This is a genomic window from Teichococcus aerophilus, assembly GCF_014490485.1.
GTDB classification, from domain to species: Bacteria; Pseudomonadota; Alphaproteobacteria; order Acetobacterales; family Acetobacteraceae; genus Pseudoroseomonas; species Pseudoroseomonas aerophila.
In genome coordinates this window covers 1-14820 of sequence record NZ_JACTVA010000079.1, presented here as the reverse complement: position 1 = coordinate 14820, position 14820 = coordinate 1, and the positions used below count along the sequence as shown (strand labels likewise).

Below are 14820 nucleotides of genomic sequence, written 5' to 3'. Positions count from 1 at the left end.
CTCCCCTGGCGGCCTGAACGGCCGTTTCGGCGCCTGCCGGCTCGTATCCGGCGGTGCTGCCCTGTCCGCCGTGGCGTGGCCTGAAGGCCAACCCGCCACGCCGCGCCAGGGCGGCCCGCCCCGCGCCCGCAGCACCGCGACGAACCCGCACGGCCGCCGCGCCACGCCCCGATCCGGGGTCAGGTCCGGCCGGCTGCCACGCCCAGCCCTGACCGCCCCGAATCGGGATTCCGCTTCCTATGAGTGCATCCACCCTGCCGCGCGCCGCCACCGCGCGCGCCACCGCCCTTCCTGGCCTCTATCGCGCCGTCTGGCGCTGGCATTTCTATGCCGGGCTGATCGCCCTGCCTTTCCTGGTGCTGCTGGCCGTCACCGGCGGCCTGTTCCTGTTCCGTGCGGAACTGGATACGCTGATCCACCGGGACCTGATGCGCGTGGAACAACAGGCCGCCCCCGCCCGGCCGCCAGAGGCCCTGGTGGCTGCCGCGCTGGCGGCCCAGCCCGGCACCGCCTTCCGCTTCATCCCCGCCCCAGACCCGGCCGCCAGTGCCCAGGTCGGCATCCGCACCGCCGGTGGCGATCGCATCGTCGCCTATCTGGACCCCTACGACGCCCGCGTGCTGGGCATGTTGCCGGACAAGGGCACCGTCATGTGGTTCGTGCGGCAGTTGCACAGCCTCGCCTGGTTCGGCCCCGTCGCCAGCGGCATCATCGAGATCGTCGCCGGCTGGAGCATCCTGCTGGTCGGCACCGGGCTGTATCTTTGGTGGCCGCGCGGGCCGAGGCAGGTCCGTGGCAGCGCCCTCGCCGTGCGCGGCTCGCCACGCCGCCGGCCGTTCTGGAAAAGCCTGCATGGCACGCTGGGGGTCTTCACCGCCGGCTTCATCGTCTTCCTGGCAGTCACCGGCATGCCGTGGTCGGTGTTCTGGGGCAGCTACGCCAACCAGTGGGCCAACGGGCATAATTTCGGCTACCCGGCAGGCATCCGCGTCTCGGTGCCGATGTCCGGCGTCAAGCTGGCCGAATCGGGCCCGACCTCCTGGTCACTGCAACAGGCGCGGCTGCCGGAATCGGACCCGCATGCCGGCCATGGCGCGGCGGATGCGGGCGGGCATGACCACGGCCAGGCCATGCCGGCCCCCGCGACCCCGCCGGCCCCTGCCGCCAGCACCGCCATCGGGCTGAATGCCGCGGTGGCCGAGTTCACCCGGCTGGGCATGGCGCCGGGCTACGCGGTAGCGCTGCCGGGCGGCCCGCGCGGCGTCTATACCGGCTCCGCCTACCCCGACGACCTCTCGCAGCAGCGCGTGGTGCATCTGGACCAGTATTCCGGCCGGCCGTTGCTGGACATGGGCTACGCCGATTACGGCCCGCTGGGGCGCGGGTTGGAATGGGGCATCAACGTCCATCTGGGCCAGCAATACGGGCTGGCGAACAAGCTGGTGCTGCTGGCCGCCTGCTTCGGCATCGTCGCCCTGGCGGTGTCCGGCGGCGTCATGTGGTGGAAGCGGCGGCCGGCGGGCAGCCTGGGCCTGCCGCCCGCCCCGGCGGAACGGCGGCTGATGGTCGGCGTCGCCGCCATCCTGGCCATCGGCGGCGTCATCTTCCCGCTGGTCGGTGCCTCGATGCTGGTGATGCTGGTGCTGGACGTACTGCTTACCCGCCGCCGCCCGCGCCCGGCGTAGCGCCAATACGGGCCACCGCCGCCGCCACCGCCTCCCCGATCACCGGAGCCAGGCTGCGGAACTCCGGCGCGCGGGGGGATCGGGCGCGCCAGGCCAGGCCCAGCGTGCGCCCCATCACCTGGCCGGGTGGCGTCTCGATCGGCCTCAGCACCACCGGCGTGCCGGCCAGCACGCCGCCCGCCACCGCCAGCCGGGGCAGCAGCGTCACCCCCAGCCCGCCCGCCACCATCTGCACCAGCGTATGCAGGCTGGTGGCGGCGAAGGTCTCGCCCCCGCCCGCCCCCGGCAGCCCGCAGGCGGAAAGCGCCTGGTCCCGCAGACAGTGGCCATCCTCCAGCAGCAGCAGCCGCTCGCCGCCCAGGGCGGAGAGCGGCAACTGCGCCTGGTCCAGCAGCCGGTGCTCCTGCGGCAGGGCGGCGACGAAGGGGTCCTCGGCGATTCGCAGCGTCTCCACATCCGGCAAGGCGGCGGGCAGCGCCAGTAACAGCAGGTCCAGCCGCCCGCCCTGCAGGTCCTCCGCCAGCCGGTCGGTCAGATCCTCCCGCAGCCACAGGCGCAGGCGCGGGAAGGCCTTCCGCAGCGCCGGCATCAGCCGCGGCAGCAGGAAGGGTCCGATGGTCGGGATAATGCCGAGTCGCAGCGGGCCGGTCAGCGGGTCCCGCGCCGCCGCCGCCGTCTCGGCCACGGCGGAGAGCGCGGCCAGCGCCGCCCGCGCCCGCCCCACCAGCTCCAGCCCCAGCGGGGTGAAGACCGGCCGCTTGGCCGGGCCGCGCTCCAGGATCGAGGCGTCCAGTTGGCGTTCCAGCGCGATGATGCCGGCGGAGAGCGTGGATTGCGTCACCGCGCACGCGGCCGCGGCGCGGCCGAAATGGCCGAGATCGGCCAGGGCGACGAGATAGCGCAGCTGTTGCGGAGTCGGCAGCGGGGTCATCGATCAAACCAATCGTTTTGTCGAAAACAATTCATTGGCACATATGTGCACCGCACACCATAACAAGAGCGCCGGCGGGTTCGCCTTGGGCTGGACCGGCCGCTTAAGCGTAATGAACCGAAGCGACGTTAAGGGGATCGACCTATGCTGACCGTTGGCGACAAGTTTCCCGACTTCAACCTGACCGCCGTCAAGGGCGGCCCGGAAGGCCTGGAAGGCCCCGGCAAGTCCTTCACGCAGATCAGCAACGAGACCGATGCCGGCAAGTGGAAGGTCGTGTTCTTCTGGCCGAAGGACTTCACCTTCATCTGCCCGACCGAGATCGCGGCCTTCGGCAAGCTGAACGTCGAGTTCTCCGACCGTGACGCGGTGCTCTACGGCGCCTCGACCGACAGCGAGTTCGTCCACCTGAACTGGCGCGTCCACAACAACGACATCCGCGACCTGCCGATCCCGATGCTGGCGGACACGAAGCGCGAGCTGTCCTCCGCCCTCGGCATCCTGGACAAGAGCGAGGGCGTGGCCCTGCGCGCGACCTTCATCGTCGACCCCGAGGGCACCATCCAGTGGGCCTCGGTGAACGGCCTGAATGTCGGCCGCAACCCGCAGGAAGTCGTCCGCATCCTGGACGCGCTGCAGACCGACGAGCTGTGCCCCTGCAACTGGAACAAGGGCGACGCCGCCCTGAAGCCGCAGGAACTGTTCCAGGCCGCCTGATCCAGGCAGCCTGCCGCAACCGGCGGGGATCGTCTCCTCCCCCGCCGGCTTCGCGCCCCTTTGCTGGAAGCCCGCTTCCAGGCCCGCCGTCCCAGCGGGTGGGGCGCGGTGCGCCGAACCGGTGGCCCGTGCCGCCGGCTCTGCCCACCGCAACAACCCAGAGAATGTCGGCCGCAGAGAAACGCGGCGGACCTTCGCTGACCTTTCCTGATCCGCGTGATGCACGCCTTGCGGTGATCCCACCGTGGGCACCCACGCCCTAGCAACCGAGACCGGAGGATACCTTCGCATGTCGCTGGAAGCCCTGCGCAACCGCCTGCCCGAATACGCCAAGGACCTGAAGCTCAACCTGGGCAGCCTGTCGACCGAGCCGTTGCTGACGCAGCAGCAGCTGGCCGGCACCTTCGTGGCCAGCGCCATTGCCAGCCGCAATGCCGAGGTGACCAAGGCCATCGTCGCCGAGTTCGCCCCGAAGCTCTCGGCCGAGGCCCTGACCGCCGCCAAGGCCGCCGCCGCCATCATGGGCATGAACAACGTCTATTACCGCTTCGTGCACCTGGTGGGCGGCGACTACGCCACCCTGCCCGCCAAGCTGCGGATGAACATCATCGGCAAGCCAGGCGTCGAGAAGGTCGATTTCGAGCTATGGTCTCTGGCCGTTTCCGCCATCAACGGTTGCGGCATGTGCATGGAGAGCCATGAGAAGGTGGTGAAGCATGGTGGCCTGAGCACCGAGCAGGTGCAGGCATCCGTCCGCATCGCCGCCGTGGTGCACGCGGTGGCCGGCGTGCTGGAAGCGGAAGACGCCCTCGCCGCTTGAGGCATCTGCCTAAAATCAAGGACTTTCATACGCAAGGCCCGCTTCACGCGGGCCTTGTACGTTTCTGCCACCCTATCCAGCATCCCGGGTATGCAGAACCGGAAGCCAGACCTGCGCTGGGTGCATTGAGTTTTTGTGCTGCACCGCGAAAAACCACTTGCACACGAACGACCCTTTGCGTAAGTTCTGTCTCGCAGCAACGCACTGCGTTGTTGTCTTTCTTGGACGTTTCCTCCCTAAACTCGGCGGTGCTTCGGCACCGCCTTTTTTTTGCCCGCGCGCTGGCAGCCGAGCTGACGCTTTAGCCCCGACAATTCCGCGGGCCCAGCCATGGCAGGGGAAGCGCGGTCAGCCCTCGCCCCACACACGCTGCTCTGTCCAGCCCAGCTCAGCGAATTCCGCCGCCCGCAACGGTGCCTCGTCGGCGGGGAAGAACTCGTCCAGTTGCGGCGGCTTTACGCCAGTGCCGCTCAGCATGGCATGCGCCTGGCCGCGGTGGTGCACCTGGTGCTGGAACAGATGCAGCAGCAGCCGGTCCGCCCGCTCCTCCTGGACCCGGCTGCCCCGGTGCACGGCGATGGTCCGGCCAGCGCCCGCATCGTCCAGCGCCTCGCACCAGGCAATCAGCCGGCGGTCCACCGCCTCCTGCGCCACCTTCAGCGCCGGCAGCGCCGGGCAGGGAATCCGGTTCGCCCAGGCCGCCGGGCCCAGGCGCCCGCCTTCCAGCGCGTCCACGTAGAAATGGTCCACGATCAGGATGTGGTTCAGCGTGGCCTGCAGGGAGGGAAAGAAGCCCGCCCGCTCCGCCTCGAACTGCGTCTGGGTAAGCCCGGCGCAGGCGGAAAGCAGACGGTGATTGGCCCAGGCGTTGTTGTAGGCCATGGCACGCAGCGCCAGCGGCAACGAAGCAGGCATCGGTCCTCTCCCCATGATGATTCCGTGGTACGCACGCCCCCGCCCGGCGAAGCGCGAGGCGGGATCGCCCGATCCTATCCGCTTCCTCAAACCGTCCGGGTAGCTTCAGAATCGAGTCCCTGTCGGCCCACCGGGCTTGGCGTGGATCGACATGTGGCCTGAGCGGTAGGGAAAGGCTGGGGAAGGAATTCCCCAGACCCCTTCTTTTCTTTTTCGCGTTTTGCGGGTGTGGTTGTTGAGGGGTTGGACTTGAGAGATGACTGAGTGCGCCAGAGGTCTGGGACCTTCGGCGACTGAGGGTTCAGTCCGTGTAGCCCCTGATAACTATCATCAAGCAGCGCCAGCTCTCAGTCCCGCAGCGCCAACCCAAAGCCGCAGAAAGAAGATGGGGTCCCAGGGGAATTCCTTCCCATGGCCTTCTCTTTCTCTACGCCCTCACCCGCGCAGGAACCCCAGATCGGCCGCCGCCAGCCGGGCGATCAGCCGCGTCAGGTCCAGCCTCAGGCTGTCCATCTCCGGCAGGCGCTCGATCGTCGCCTCGTTCATGTACAGCGCCCGCGCCATTTCGATCTGCAGCACATGCACCGATTCGCGCGGGCGGCCGTAGTGGCGGGTGACGTAGCCGCCGGCATAGGGGTCGTTCCGGCGCACCCGGTAGCCCAGCCCGGCCAGCACCTCCTCCACCATTCGCACGGCGCGCGGGGCGCAGGCGGTGCCGTGCGCATCGCCCAGCACGAAATCGGGCGCCGTCTGTGGCGGATGCAGCGGGTGGGTCGGCATGGAATGGCAGTCAATCACCAGGCAGCAGCCGAAGCGTGCCTTGGTCTCCGCGATCAGCCCGGCCAGCGCCGCGTGATAGGGGTGCCAGCAGCGCTGGATGCGCGTCTCGACCGCCGGGAAGGACAGCCGGCGCTGGTACACCGGCTCCCCGCTGGCGACGATGCGGGCAATGGTGCCCAGCCCGGCACCGACGCGCGGGCTGGCGCTATTCACCCAGGGCGGTAGCGGGCCATCGAACATGCCCGGGTCCAGCTCCCAGGCTTCGCGGTTGGCATCGCAATAGACGCGCGGGAAGGTGGCGGCCAGCAGCGGTGCGCCGTATTCCGGCGCTGCGGCGAACAGTTCCTCGACGAAACTGTCCTCGGACCGGCGGACGGACAGCGCGTCCAACCGGCTCTCCGCCAGGAACTCCGGCGGGTAGAACCGGCCTGAATGGGGGGAGGCGAACACCAGCGGCGCCGTCTGCTGCGACGGGCGGGCAATCAGCACGGGGCCGGGGCGGTCTTGCCCGGCGATGACCGGAAGCGGGAGGTCCATAGTCCGACCGATCAAGCCATACTGCCATCGTCCTGTCACCGGCCAGGGTGACGCATTTCTTCGCTCACACCCTCTTGCTCTGGGTCCAAGACCGGGTTAGAGACCCCGCCCTACCGGATGGGCGCGTAGCTCAGCGGGAGAGCGTCCCCCTGACACGGGGAAGGTCACAGGTTCAATCCCTGTCGCGCCCACCATCCGGCTCTCCAGACAATGTGTTCGACCGTCCAAGCTGCCGCCAGGGCCGTGCACCACGCCCTATGCCGGCTGCTGCGCCGCGGTCTGGCTGAGTATCGGCCTGGAGGCCCGCCGGCACCCTGCGCGGCCTGCTGAATAGTGTCCTCCCCAGCGCTCCGCGACAGCCACCACTGAACCACCCCTGGCCGGCGATACCACCCTCTCACGCAGGCCGCCGGATGCCCGGCGAAGCGCCAGCACGACGAAGCAGGCACGGGACAGCATTGGCACGGCGCAGCCCGTGCCTGCGCCCGCCACTCCGCAAAGCATGCCGCCGACACTGCGCCACACTCGTAGGGCGAGAAGGCCGGGAAAGCCTCCTTCCCCGGCCTTCTCGCGCCCTCCCCGTCAGCCGATCGGCTGCGGCAGCGTCAGCCCGTATTGTTTGCCTAGTTCCGCCAGCGGCGCGGTGATACGGCCGGCCAGCGGCACGCCCTGCTCCCGCGCCTGCCGGCGCATGGCCAGGCCCTTCTGCCCCGGCACCCGCACCGGCGGCATGCCCGGGCGCGGCGCGGCGGCCCGGCACAGATCCGCCGTGTAGCCCGTCTCCCGCGTAAAGGCGTCCAGCCCGGCAAAGGCGTTCGGGTCGATCACCTGCACGAACAGTGCCGCCCGCATGCCAACCGTGCCCTTGGTGCGCCCGTGGCCGGACAGGCCCTGGGTCAGCGCCTCGGTCAGCAGCGCCTGGGCATAGCCCTTCTGGCCATGATCCAACCCACCGGCCGGCAGGATGGTGCCGCCCTGCGCCAGCACCGCCGGGTCCTTGGAGGGATTGCCCTCCGCATCCAGCAGCCAGTCGTGCTTGTACTGCGTCCCCTCCGCCGCCATCCGCGCGCTGAGATTGGCGGTGGTGATCGAGGCACTGATATCCATCGCCACCGGGTCCCCCGTCGTCGGCCACGCCGCGGCAATGGGGTCTGGCGAAAGCACACCCTGCCTCGCGCCGTAAGGCGCCACGCTGGCATTGTTCGGCGCGCTACTGTGGACGATGGCCATCAGCCCACGCTCCGCCGCCCGCAGCGGATACACGGCCAGGCAGCCGATATGGTGGCTCTCCGCGATGGCGATACTCACCGTGCCGTACTGGCCGATGCGCTCATACGCCGTCTCCAGCGCATGCATCACCACCCAGGCGCCGGGCAGGCCCTTCGCATCCCAGGCCAGGCAGGCGCCCTTGTCGGAGATCACCTCCGGCTGCCCGTCCTTGGCCAGGAAGCCAGGGGGAATATCCGCCAGATATTTCGGCGCCAGCGCCAGGCCATGCGTCAGGTGGCCCAGCAGATCGGCCTCCGTCAACACATCGGCCACGGTGGCCGCCTTGTCCCGCGCCACGCCGGCCGCGGCGAACAGATCGGTGGCAAAAGCGCGCGTGGCGACGGCATCGTACCGCCGGGTTTCGTCATGCATGGGGCGCGATGACCAAGCTGGAAACGTTCATGGCGAGCTGGACCTTCTTGCAGTTCTTCCCTGCAACGCAGCATGCACCGCAGCCTGCGCCTGGGCAACGCGGGGCTACACCCTGGCCCCCGCTGCGGCCGGGGAAAAGGCCGGGGAAGGAATTCCCCGGACCCCATCTTTTTTCTTCGAGTTTCGCGTGGCGCTGCGGGGCTGAGAGCGGCCCTGCTTGATGATATTTAAATGGGCCAAGCGGGCTGAACCCTCAGTCGCCAGAGGTCCCAGACCTCCGGCGCACCCAGCCGTCCCTCAAAACGAGGCCTTCCAAAAGCCAAGCCGGAAAACTCGAAAAACGAAAAGAAGGGGTCCGGGGAATTCCTTCCCCGGCCTCCCCGGCCTCTCTGCCGCTCCACCCCCAGGGGCAGCGCCGCCGTCACCCTTCGCCGAACACCTCGACCCAGCAGGCGCGCAACGCGGCGTCCACTTCGTCCATCGTCACGGTCAGGCCCAGGTCCCACAGGCTGGTCACGCCGTGTTCGCGAATGCCGCAGGGCACGATGCCGCCGAAATGCTCCAGGTCCGGTTCCACGTTCAGGGCGATGCCGTGCCAGCTCACCCAGCGGGTCACCCGTACACCGATGGCGCCGATCTTGGATTCGCCGCCGCGCTTCGGGTCCGCCACCCAGATGCCGATGCGCCCGTCCCGCCGTTCGCCGCGTACGTTGAAGCGGTACAGGGTGCGGATCATCCATTCTTCCAGCCCCAGCACGTAGGCGCGGATGTCGCGGGCCGGCACGCTGCCGTGGGGGCGCGTCAGGTCCAGCAGGGCGTAGGCGGTGCGCTGGCCGGGGCCGTGATAGGTCCATTGCCCGCCGCGCCCGGCGGCGTAGGTGGGGAAGCGGGCGTTCACCAGGCCATCCTGGGTGGCCGAGGTGCCGGAGGTATAGGTGGGCGGGTGCTCCACCAGCCAGACCAGCTCGGACGCCTCTCCGGCGCGGATGGCGGCGATGCGCGCTTCCATGGCGGAGAGGGAGATGGGGTAGTCGGTCAGGCCTTCCGCCACGCGCCATTCCAGCGGCAGCGGCGCCGCGATGGCGGCCTGGGCCCCGGCAGGGGTGCCTTCCGGGCCCGGGGAGGCGGAAGTTTCAAGAATATCGTCGGTCATGCTCGGTCGGGTTGTTGATGCGGCAGGAAAGCTGGGGTATAGCCCGCCCCCTATCATGACTATCCCGTATGCGGCCATGGCGGAATGGTAGACGCGTCAGCTTGAGGTGCTGGTGGGGGCAACCCCGTGGAAGTTCGAATCTTCTTGGCCGCATATTCCCTTTAGTTTTAGCCCCGCAGGCACACCGGTCCCGGCCAACCGCCTGCTCCGGCCTCCCGTCCCCGGGGCACGCAGAGGTGCCCGATGGACGAAGATTTCCGTAAAGCCGCGCTCGATTACCACCGCTTTCCGCGGCCGGGTAAGCTCAGCATTGAGCCGACGAAGCGCATGGCGACGCAGCGGGATCTCGGCCTCGCCTACTCCCCTGGCGTCGCCGCCGCGTGCGAGGAAATCGCCGCCAATCCGGACACCGCCTACGACTACACCACGCGCGGCAACATGGTCGCCGTCATCACCAACGGCACCGCGGTGCTGGGCCTTGGTGCCATCGGCGCCCTGGCCTCGAAGCCGGTGATGGAAGGCAAGGCTGTCCTCTTCAAGAAGTTCGCCGGCATCGACTCGATCGACCTGGAGGTCGAGGAGCGGGACCCGCAGAAATTCATCGACGCCGTGGCGGTGCTGGAGCCGAGCTTCGGCGCCATCAACCTCGAGGACATCAAGGCCCCCGAGTGCTTCATCATCGAGCAGACGCTGCGCGAGCGGATGAAGATCCCGGTCTTCCATGACGACCAGCACGGCACCGCCATCATCGTCGCCTCCGCCGTCCGCAACGGCCTGCTGGTGCAGGGCAAGGAGCTGTCGGAGGTCAAGATCGTCACCTCCGGCGGCGGCGCGGCGGCGCTGGCCTGCCTCGACCTGCTCGTCGCCATGGGCGCGAAGCGGGAGAACATCACGGTCACCGACATCAAGGGCGTGGTGTATGTCGGCCGCAACGAGCTGATGGACCCCTACAAGGACCGCTATGCCCGGGAGACCGAGGAGCGGACCCTGCAGGACGCCCTGCCCGGCGCCGACGTCTTCCTCGGCCTCTCCGCCCCGCGCGTGCTGAAGCCGGAATGGCTGCCGCTGCTGGCGCCGAAGCCGCTGGTGCTGGCGCTGGCGAACCCGGAGCCGGAGATCCTGCCGGAGGCGGTGCGCGCCGTGCGGCCGGATGCCATCGTCGCCACCGGGCGGTCGGACTACCCCAACCAGGTCAACAACGTCCTCTGCTTCCCGTTCATCTTCCGTGGCGCGCTGGATGCCGGCGCCACCACCATCAATGAGGAGATGAAGGTCGCGGCGGTGGAGGCCATCGCCCGCCTCGCCCGGATCGAGGCGTCGGAAGTGGTGGCGGCGGCCTATGGCGGCCACGCGCCGACCTTCGGCCCCGACTACATCATCCCCAAGCCCTTCGACCCGCGCCTGATCCTGGAAATCGCCCCCGCCGTGGCCCGCGCCGCCATGGCCACCGGTGTCGCCGCCCGCCCGATCGAGGATTTCGCCGCCTACCAGGAGACGCTGGAGCGCTTCGTCTACCGCTCCGGCGACCTGATGCGCCCGGTCGTCTTCGCGGCGAAGAAGCAGCCCCGCAGCGTCGTCTATTCCGAGGGCGAGGATGAGCGCGTGCTGCGCGCCGTGCAGACCGTGCTGGATGACGAGCTGGCCGAGCCAGTGCTGATCGGCCGCCGCGATGTCATCGAGGCCAAGGTGAAGGCCATGGGCCTGCGCATGGACCTGAAGCAGTCCGTCCGCTTGCTGGATCCCGCCCAGGATACCGAGGTGTTCGGTCCGCTGGTCGAGGTCTATCGCGGCAAGGTGGCGCGCCGCGGCGTGCCGGCCGATAGCTGCGAGCGGGTGGTCCGCACCCGCCCCGCCACCGCCGCCGCCCTGCTGCTGGAAACCGGCCAGGTGGATGCCGCCATGGTCGGCGGCCTGGGCGAGTGGATGCGCCAGTGGCACCAGGCCTATGACGTGATCGGCAAGGACGAGCATGTCGGCCGCGTCTACGCCATGACCGGCGTCATCCTGCCCGCCGGCACGCTGTTCTTCGTCGACACCCACCTGCTGGTGGAGCCCACGGCCGAGCAGGTGGCCGAGATGACGGTGCTGGCCGCCGAGCAGGTGCGGGCCTTCGGCATGACGCCCAAGGCGGCGCTGCTCTCCCACTCCAATTTCGGCGCCAGCCAGGCACCCGGGGCCCGCAAGATGCGGGAGGCGCTGCGCCTCATCCGCCTGTGCGCGCCCGACCTGGAAGTGGATGGCGAAATGCACGCCGACGCCGCCCTGGTGCAGGCGGTGCGGGAAAAGGCGGTGACCGACAGCCCGCTGACCGAGGGTGCCAACCTGCTGGTCTTCCCGAACCTGGATGCCGCCAACATCGCCTACAACCTGGTGAAGGCCACCGGCGACGGGCTGCAGATCGGGCCGATGCTGCTGGGCATGAACAAGCCCATCCACGTCCTGGTGCCGAGCGTGACCGCGCGCGGCATCGCCAACCTGACCGCGCTGGCGGTGACGCAGGTGCGCGGCTGAGGGTGAAGGCCGGGGAGACGGAATTCTCCCCGGGTCCCTCTTCTTCTATTCTTCGAGTCTTTCGCGGCCGGTCGTTGGGGCCGCTGTCTTTCGGCGGGATCGTCGCGGGGTGCTTCAGCCGAAGGCGTGAGTCGGGCAGTCGGCTAAGGACAGGGGCCTGCTGTCGCGGTTACCTGCGATGGATAGGCTCCAAGCCCATGTGCGCTTCCGCGCCCAAGGCCCGTCCACCTCCATACTTGGCTTCGCAGCCCGCAAGGTTTTTCAGCACTCCCTCGGCTCAAACTCCCAAGAAAACTCGCAGAAAAAAGATGGGGGCCTGGGGGAATTCGTTCCCCCAGCCTTCCCCCACCCCCCACCCGACGCCATCTTCCCTCGCATGGCTCAGCTCCCCGCCCGCCCCACCTCCGCGAGCGTCGCCGCTTTCCTGCAGAAGGCGGCGTCCGTGCCGGCCCTTCGCCCTGGCGTGCATCGCCCGGCGCGGATGATCTTCGCCGTCGATGCCACCGCCAGCCGCCAGCCGAGTTGGGACCGCGCCTGCCAGTTGCAGACCGAGATGTTCCTGGCCGCCGCCGCGCATGGTGGGCTGGAGGTGCAGCTGGCCTATTATCGCGGCTTCGGCGAATTCGCCGCCACGCCCTTCATCGCCGACGGGGCGCTGCTGGCCAAGCGCATGGCCGGCGTGGCTTGCCAGGGCGGGCAGACGCAGATCGGCAAGGTCTTGCAGCACGCGCTGGGCGAGGCGGCGAAGGAACGCCTGCATGCGCTGGTCTTCGTCGGCGATGCGGTGGAGGAAGCGGCGGACCCGCTGTGCCACCTGGCCGGGCAACTGGGGGTGCGGGGCACGCCGGTCTTCGCCTTCCAGGAAGGGCATGACCCGCAGGCCGCCAGCACGCTGAAGCAGATCGCTTCCCTGTCCCGCGGGGCCTACGCGCCCTTCGGCGCCGGCAGTGCCGCTGCGTTGCGGGACCTGCTGCGCGCCGTCGCCACCTATGCCGCCGGCGGGCATGGCGCCCTCACCCGGCTCGGCAGCCCCGCCGCCCGCGCCCTGGCGGCGCAACTGCCCGCGCCCGCCGCATGAGCTGGCTGATCGGTGGCGTCGGCTTCCTGGTCATCCTCGGGCTGCTGCTGCGCGGCTTCGTCAATGCCACGGTGGCGCAGGTCAAGCGCGGCTCCCTGTGGCTGCTGGCCGGCGTGGCGCTGGGCGGGTTGCTGGCGCTGGTGCTCACCGGCCGCGTCGCCCAGGCCATCGGCCTGCTGGTGCCGCTGAGCCCGCTGCTGCTGCCCGCCGTACGCAACTGGATCGGCCGCCGCCGCTTCGGCGCCCCGGCTGCCGCCCCGGTCTCGGATGTCCGCACCGCGATGCTGGACATGCGGCTGGACCACGCCAGCGGCACCCTCTCCGGCCGCGTGCTGACCGGCCGCTTCGCCGGGCGGGAACTGGGCGAGCTGAGCCTGCCCGACACCCTTTCCCTGCTGGCCGACTGCCATGCGAATGACCCGGAAAGCGTGCCGCTGCTCGAGACCTGGCTGGACAACGCCGCCCCCGGCTGGCGCCAGGCGGGGACCAGCGGTGGGCCGGCCGGGATGGACCGCGCCGCCGCCCTAGCCCTGCTCGGCCTGTCGGACGGTGCCAGCGAGGACGAGATCCGCGCCGCCCACCGCCGCCTGATGCGCGCCGCCCACCCCGACCATGGCGGGGACGCCGCCAGCGCCGCCCGGCTGAACGAGGCACGCGACCTGCTGCTGGGCCGCTGAGCCGGACGCCATGCATCGGCGCCCATCGGGCCCGCCGGCGGCACCCTCCGAGGCCCGTGCCATCCCGGCGGGGCCTTGGCCGCCGCTCCTCTCGCCGCCGGCGTCGCCTGGACGGAACAGCGCTGCTGCGGCTTCGGCCCAGTGTTCATCTTCAGGTTGCAGAACAGCGACGGTATTTCGTAGTTTTCACCACGAAAATTTCTTCTTCCCGGGGCGTTTGAACGCCATCCGGGGTCATGGACGTCATCCTGAACCCATGGCAATGCTGCGGTGCCGGCCATAATCCTGCCGTCTCCGCCCGGCAGGCTATGCCACGACACTTCAGAGAGGGACCAGCCCACGTGACGAAACCGCTCAAGAAGGCCGTACTGCCCGTTGCCGGCCTCGGCACGCGCTTCCTGCCCGCCACCAAGGCGCTGGCCAAGGAAATGCTGCCGGTCGTCGACCGTCCGTTGATCCAGTACGCGGTGGACGAGGCACGCGCAGCCGGCATCGAGCAGTTCTGCTTCGTCACCGGCCGCGGCAAGACCGCGATCGTCGAGCATTTCGACGTGGCCTACGAGCTGGAGCGCACCCTGAAGGAGCGCGGCAAGGACAAGGAACTGGCCGAGATGCACGCCCAGGCGGTGGAGCCGGGCAGCATCAGCACCGTGCGCCAGCAGGTGCCGATGGGCCTTGGCCACGCCATCTGGTGCGCCCGCACCTTCATTGGCGACGACCCCTTCGCCATCCTGCTGCCGGACGACCTGATGCAGTGCGAGGTCTCCTGCACCAAGCAGCTGGCCGATGCGTACCGGGAGACCGGCGGCAACGTCGTCGCCATCGAGGAAGTCCCGATGGAGCGCGTCAACAAGTACGGCGTGCTGGACATCCGCGAAGACAAGGGCCGTCTGGTCTCCATCAAGGGCCTGGTGGAGAAGCCGCCGATCGACAAGGCACCCTCCAACCTCACCATCATCGGCCGCTACGTGCTGATGCCGGAAGTCGTGCCCTTCCTGGCCATGATGGAGAAGGGTGCGGGCGGCGAGGTGCAGCTGACCGATGCGATGGCCAAGCTGATCCCGACCCAGCCCTTCCACGGCCTGCGCTACGAAGGCCGCCGCTTCGATTGCGGCGACAAGATCGGCTACCTGGAAGCGCAGATCGCCTTCGCCCTCGCCCGGCCGGACCTGGCGGACGCGGTGCGTAAGTTCCTGCCGCGCTACGTGTAAGGACGCACGGGGATGCGGATCGCGATGATCGGGGCCGGCTATGTCGGCCTCGTCTCCGGTGCCTGCTTTGCGGAGTTCGGCGTCGACGTGTGCATCGTCGACACGGACCCGGCAAAGATCGAGGCGCTGCGCGAAGGCCGCATCCCCATCTACGAGCCCGGCCT

Annotated in this window: 12 protein-coding genes, 2 tRNA genes and 1 pseudogene; 10 read left to right on the top strand and 5 right to left on the bottom strand. The window is 69.3% G+C overall.

Annotated elements, in window-relative coordinates; genetic code table 11:
* Positions 1-239: 239 nt before the first annotated feature.
* Complete coding sequence (locus IBL26_RS23865) at positions 240-1685, top strand: PepSY-associated TM helix domain-containing protein (RefSeq protein WP_187787017.1); 1446 nt, start codon at positions 240-242, stop codon at positions 1683-1685.
* On the opposite strand, the gene IBL26_RS23860 is transcribed toward IBL26_RS23865, so the two are convergent.
* A complete protein-coding gene (locus IBL26_RS23860; RefSeq protein WP_187787016.1) occupies positions 1657-2616 on the bottom strand; it encodes a hydrogen peroxide-inducible genes activator in 960 nt (319 codons plus the stop codon). The two genes, IBL26_RS23865 and IBL26_RS23860, sit on opposite strands and share 29 nt — an antisense overlap.
* A 144-nt stretch (positions 2617-2760) precedes the next feature.
* Between IBL26_RS23860 and IBL26_RS23855 the strand changes: the two genes are divergently transcribed.
* Both IBL26_RS23855 and IBL26_RS23850 read left to right on the top strand, forming a co-directional pair.
* Positions 2761-3333 carry a peroxiredoxin gene (locus IBL26_RS23855; protein ID WP_187787015.1) on the top strand — a complete coding sequence of 191 codons (573 nt, stop codon included), beginning with the start codon at positions 2761-2763 and terminating at the stop codon, positions 3331-3333.
* A 289-nt stretch (positions 3334-3622) separates the two neighbouring features.
* Positions 3623-4153: a carboxymuconolactone decarboxylase family protein gene (locus IBL26_RS23850; protein ID WP_187787014.1), complete on the top strand. Its 531-nt coding sequence runs from the start codon at positions 3623-3625 to the stop codon at positions 4151-4153.
* Between the two features lie 348 nt (positions 4154-4501).
* Here IBL26_RS23850 and IBL26_RS23845 read toward each other — a convergent pair whose 3' ends face one another.
* Both IBL26_RS23845 and IBL26_RS23840 read right to left on the bottom strand, forming a co-directional pair.
* Positions 4502-5068: a DinB family protein gene (locus tag IBL26_RS23845; protein WP_187787013.1), complete on the bottom strand. Its 567-nt coding sequence runs from the start codon at positions 5066-5068 to the stop codon at positions 4502-4504.
* 435 nt (positions 5069-5503) lie between these two features.
* Positions 5504-6385 (bottom strand): N-formylglutamate amidohydrolase, encoded by an 882-nt coding sequence (locus tag IBL26_RS23840; RefSeq protein WP_187787012.1) that lies wholly within the window; start codon positions 6383-6385, stop codon positions 5504-5506.
* Between the two features lie 119 nt (positions 6386-6504).
* On the opposite strand from IBL26_RS23840, the gene IBL26_RS23835 reads away from it, so the two are divergent.
* Positions 6505-6579, top strand: a tRNA-Val gene (locus tag IBL26_RS23835).
* A gap of 388 nt (positions 6580-6967) precedes the next feature.
* Here IBL26_RS23835 and IBL26_RS23830 read toward each other — a convergent pair.
* Together IBL26_RS23830 and lipB are read right to left on the bottom strand one after the other, a co-directional pair.
* Positions 6968-8026, bottom strand: a complete 1059-nt coding sequence (locus IBL26_RS23830; protein ID WP_187787011.1) for an Ldh family oxidoreductase — start codon at positions 8024-8026, stop codon at positions 6968-6970.
* Positions 8027-8447: 421 nt separating this feature from the next.
* The gene (gene lipB / locus IBL26_RS23825) at positions 8448-9179 is read right to left on the bottom strand and encodes a lipoyl(octanoyl) transferase LipB (RefSeq protein WP_187787010.1); all 732 of its coding nucleotides are present in this window, start codon (positions 9177-9179) and stop codon (positions 8448-8450) included.
* Between the two features lie 70 nt (positions 9180-9249).
* Between lipB and IBL26_RS23820 the strand changes: the two genes are divergently transcribed.
* The 6 genes and pseudogenes from IBL26_RS23820 to IBL26_RS23795 form a co-directional block, all read left to right on the top strand.
* Positions 9250-9332, top strand: a tRNA-Leu gene (locus IBL26_RS23820).
* Between the two features lie 90 nt (positions 9333-9422).
* Positions 9423-11690 carry an NADP-dependent malic enzyme gene (locus IBL26_RS23815; RefSeq protein WP_187787009.1) on the top strand — a complete coding sequence of 756 codons (2268 nt, stop codon included), beginning with the start codon at positions 9423-9425 and terminating at the stop codon, positions 11688-11690.
* 442 nt (positions 11691-12132) lie between these two features.
* Entirely contained in the window at positions 12133-12768 is a 636-nt protein-coding gene (locus tag IBL26_RS23810) for a vWA domain-containing protein (RefSeq protein WP_367615500.1), read from the top strand.
* A complete protein-coding gene (locus IBL26_RS23805) occupies positions 12765-13445 on the top strand; it encodes a J domain-containing protein (RefSeq protein WP_187787007.1) in 681 nt (226 codons plus the stop codon). Before IBL26_RS23810 ends, IBL26_RS23805 begins: the two co-directional genes overlap by 4 nt.
* 341 nt (positions 13446-13786) lie before the next feature.
* Positions 13787-14656 (top strand): UTP--glucose-1-phosphate uridylyltransferase GalU, encoded by an 870-nt coding sequence (gene galU / locus IBL26_RS23800; protein WP_367615499.1) that lies wholly within the window; start codon positions 13787-13789, stop codon positions 14654-14656.
* Positions 14657-14668: 12 nt separating this feature from the next.
* A pseudogene (locus IBL26_RS23795) lies at positions 14669-14820 on the top strand (UDP-glucose 6-dehydrogenase); the annotation flags it as partial.

Bases quoted from the DNA above. Each gene is read 5' to 3' on its own strand.
- lipB (WP_187787010.1), bottom strand. From the start codon at position 9,179: ATGACCGACGATATTCTTGAAACTTCCGCCTCCCCGGGCCCGGAAGGC.
- IBL26_RS23830 (WP_187787011.1), bottom strand. From the start codon at position 8,026: ATGCATGACGAAACCCGGCGGTACGATGCCGTCGCCACGCGCGCTTTT.
- IBL26_RS23805 (WP_187787007.1), top strand. From the start codon at position 12,765: ATGAGCTGGCTGATCGGTGGCGTCGGCTTCCTGGTCATCCTCGGGCTG.
- IBL26_RS23840 (WP_187787012.1), bottom strand. From the start codon at position 6,385: ATGGACCTCCCGCTTCCGGTCATCGCCGGGCAAGACCGCCCCGGCCCC.
- IBL26_RS23845 (WP_187787013.1), bottom strand. From the start codon at position 5,068: ATGCCTGCTTCGTTGCCGCTGGCGCTGCGTGCCATGGCCTACAACAAC.
- IBL26_RS23815 (WP_187787009.1), top strand. From the start codon at position 9,423: ATGGACGAAGATTTCCGTAAAGCCGCGCTCGATTACCACCGCTTTCCG.
- IBL26_RS23855 (WP_187787015.1), top strand. From the start codon at position 2,761: ATGCTGACCGTTGGCGACAAGTTTCCCGACTTCAACCTGACCGCCGTC.
- IBL26_RS23865 (WP_187787017.1), top strand. From the start codon at position 240: ATGAGTGCATCCACCCTGCCGCGCGCCGCCACCGCGCGCGCCACCGCC.
- IBL26_RS23850 (WP_187787014.1), top strand. From the start codon at position 3,623: ATGTCGCTGGAAGCCCTGCGCAACCGCCTGCCCGAATACGCCAAGGAC.
- IBL26_RS23860 (WP_187787016.1), bottom strand. From the start codon at position 2,616: ATGACCCCGCTGCCGACTCCGCAACAGCTGCGCTATCTCGTCGCCCTG.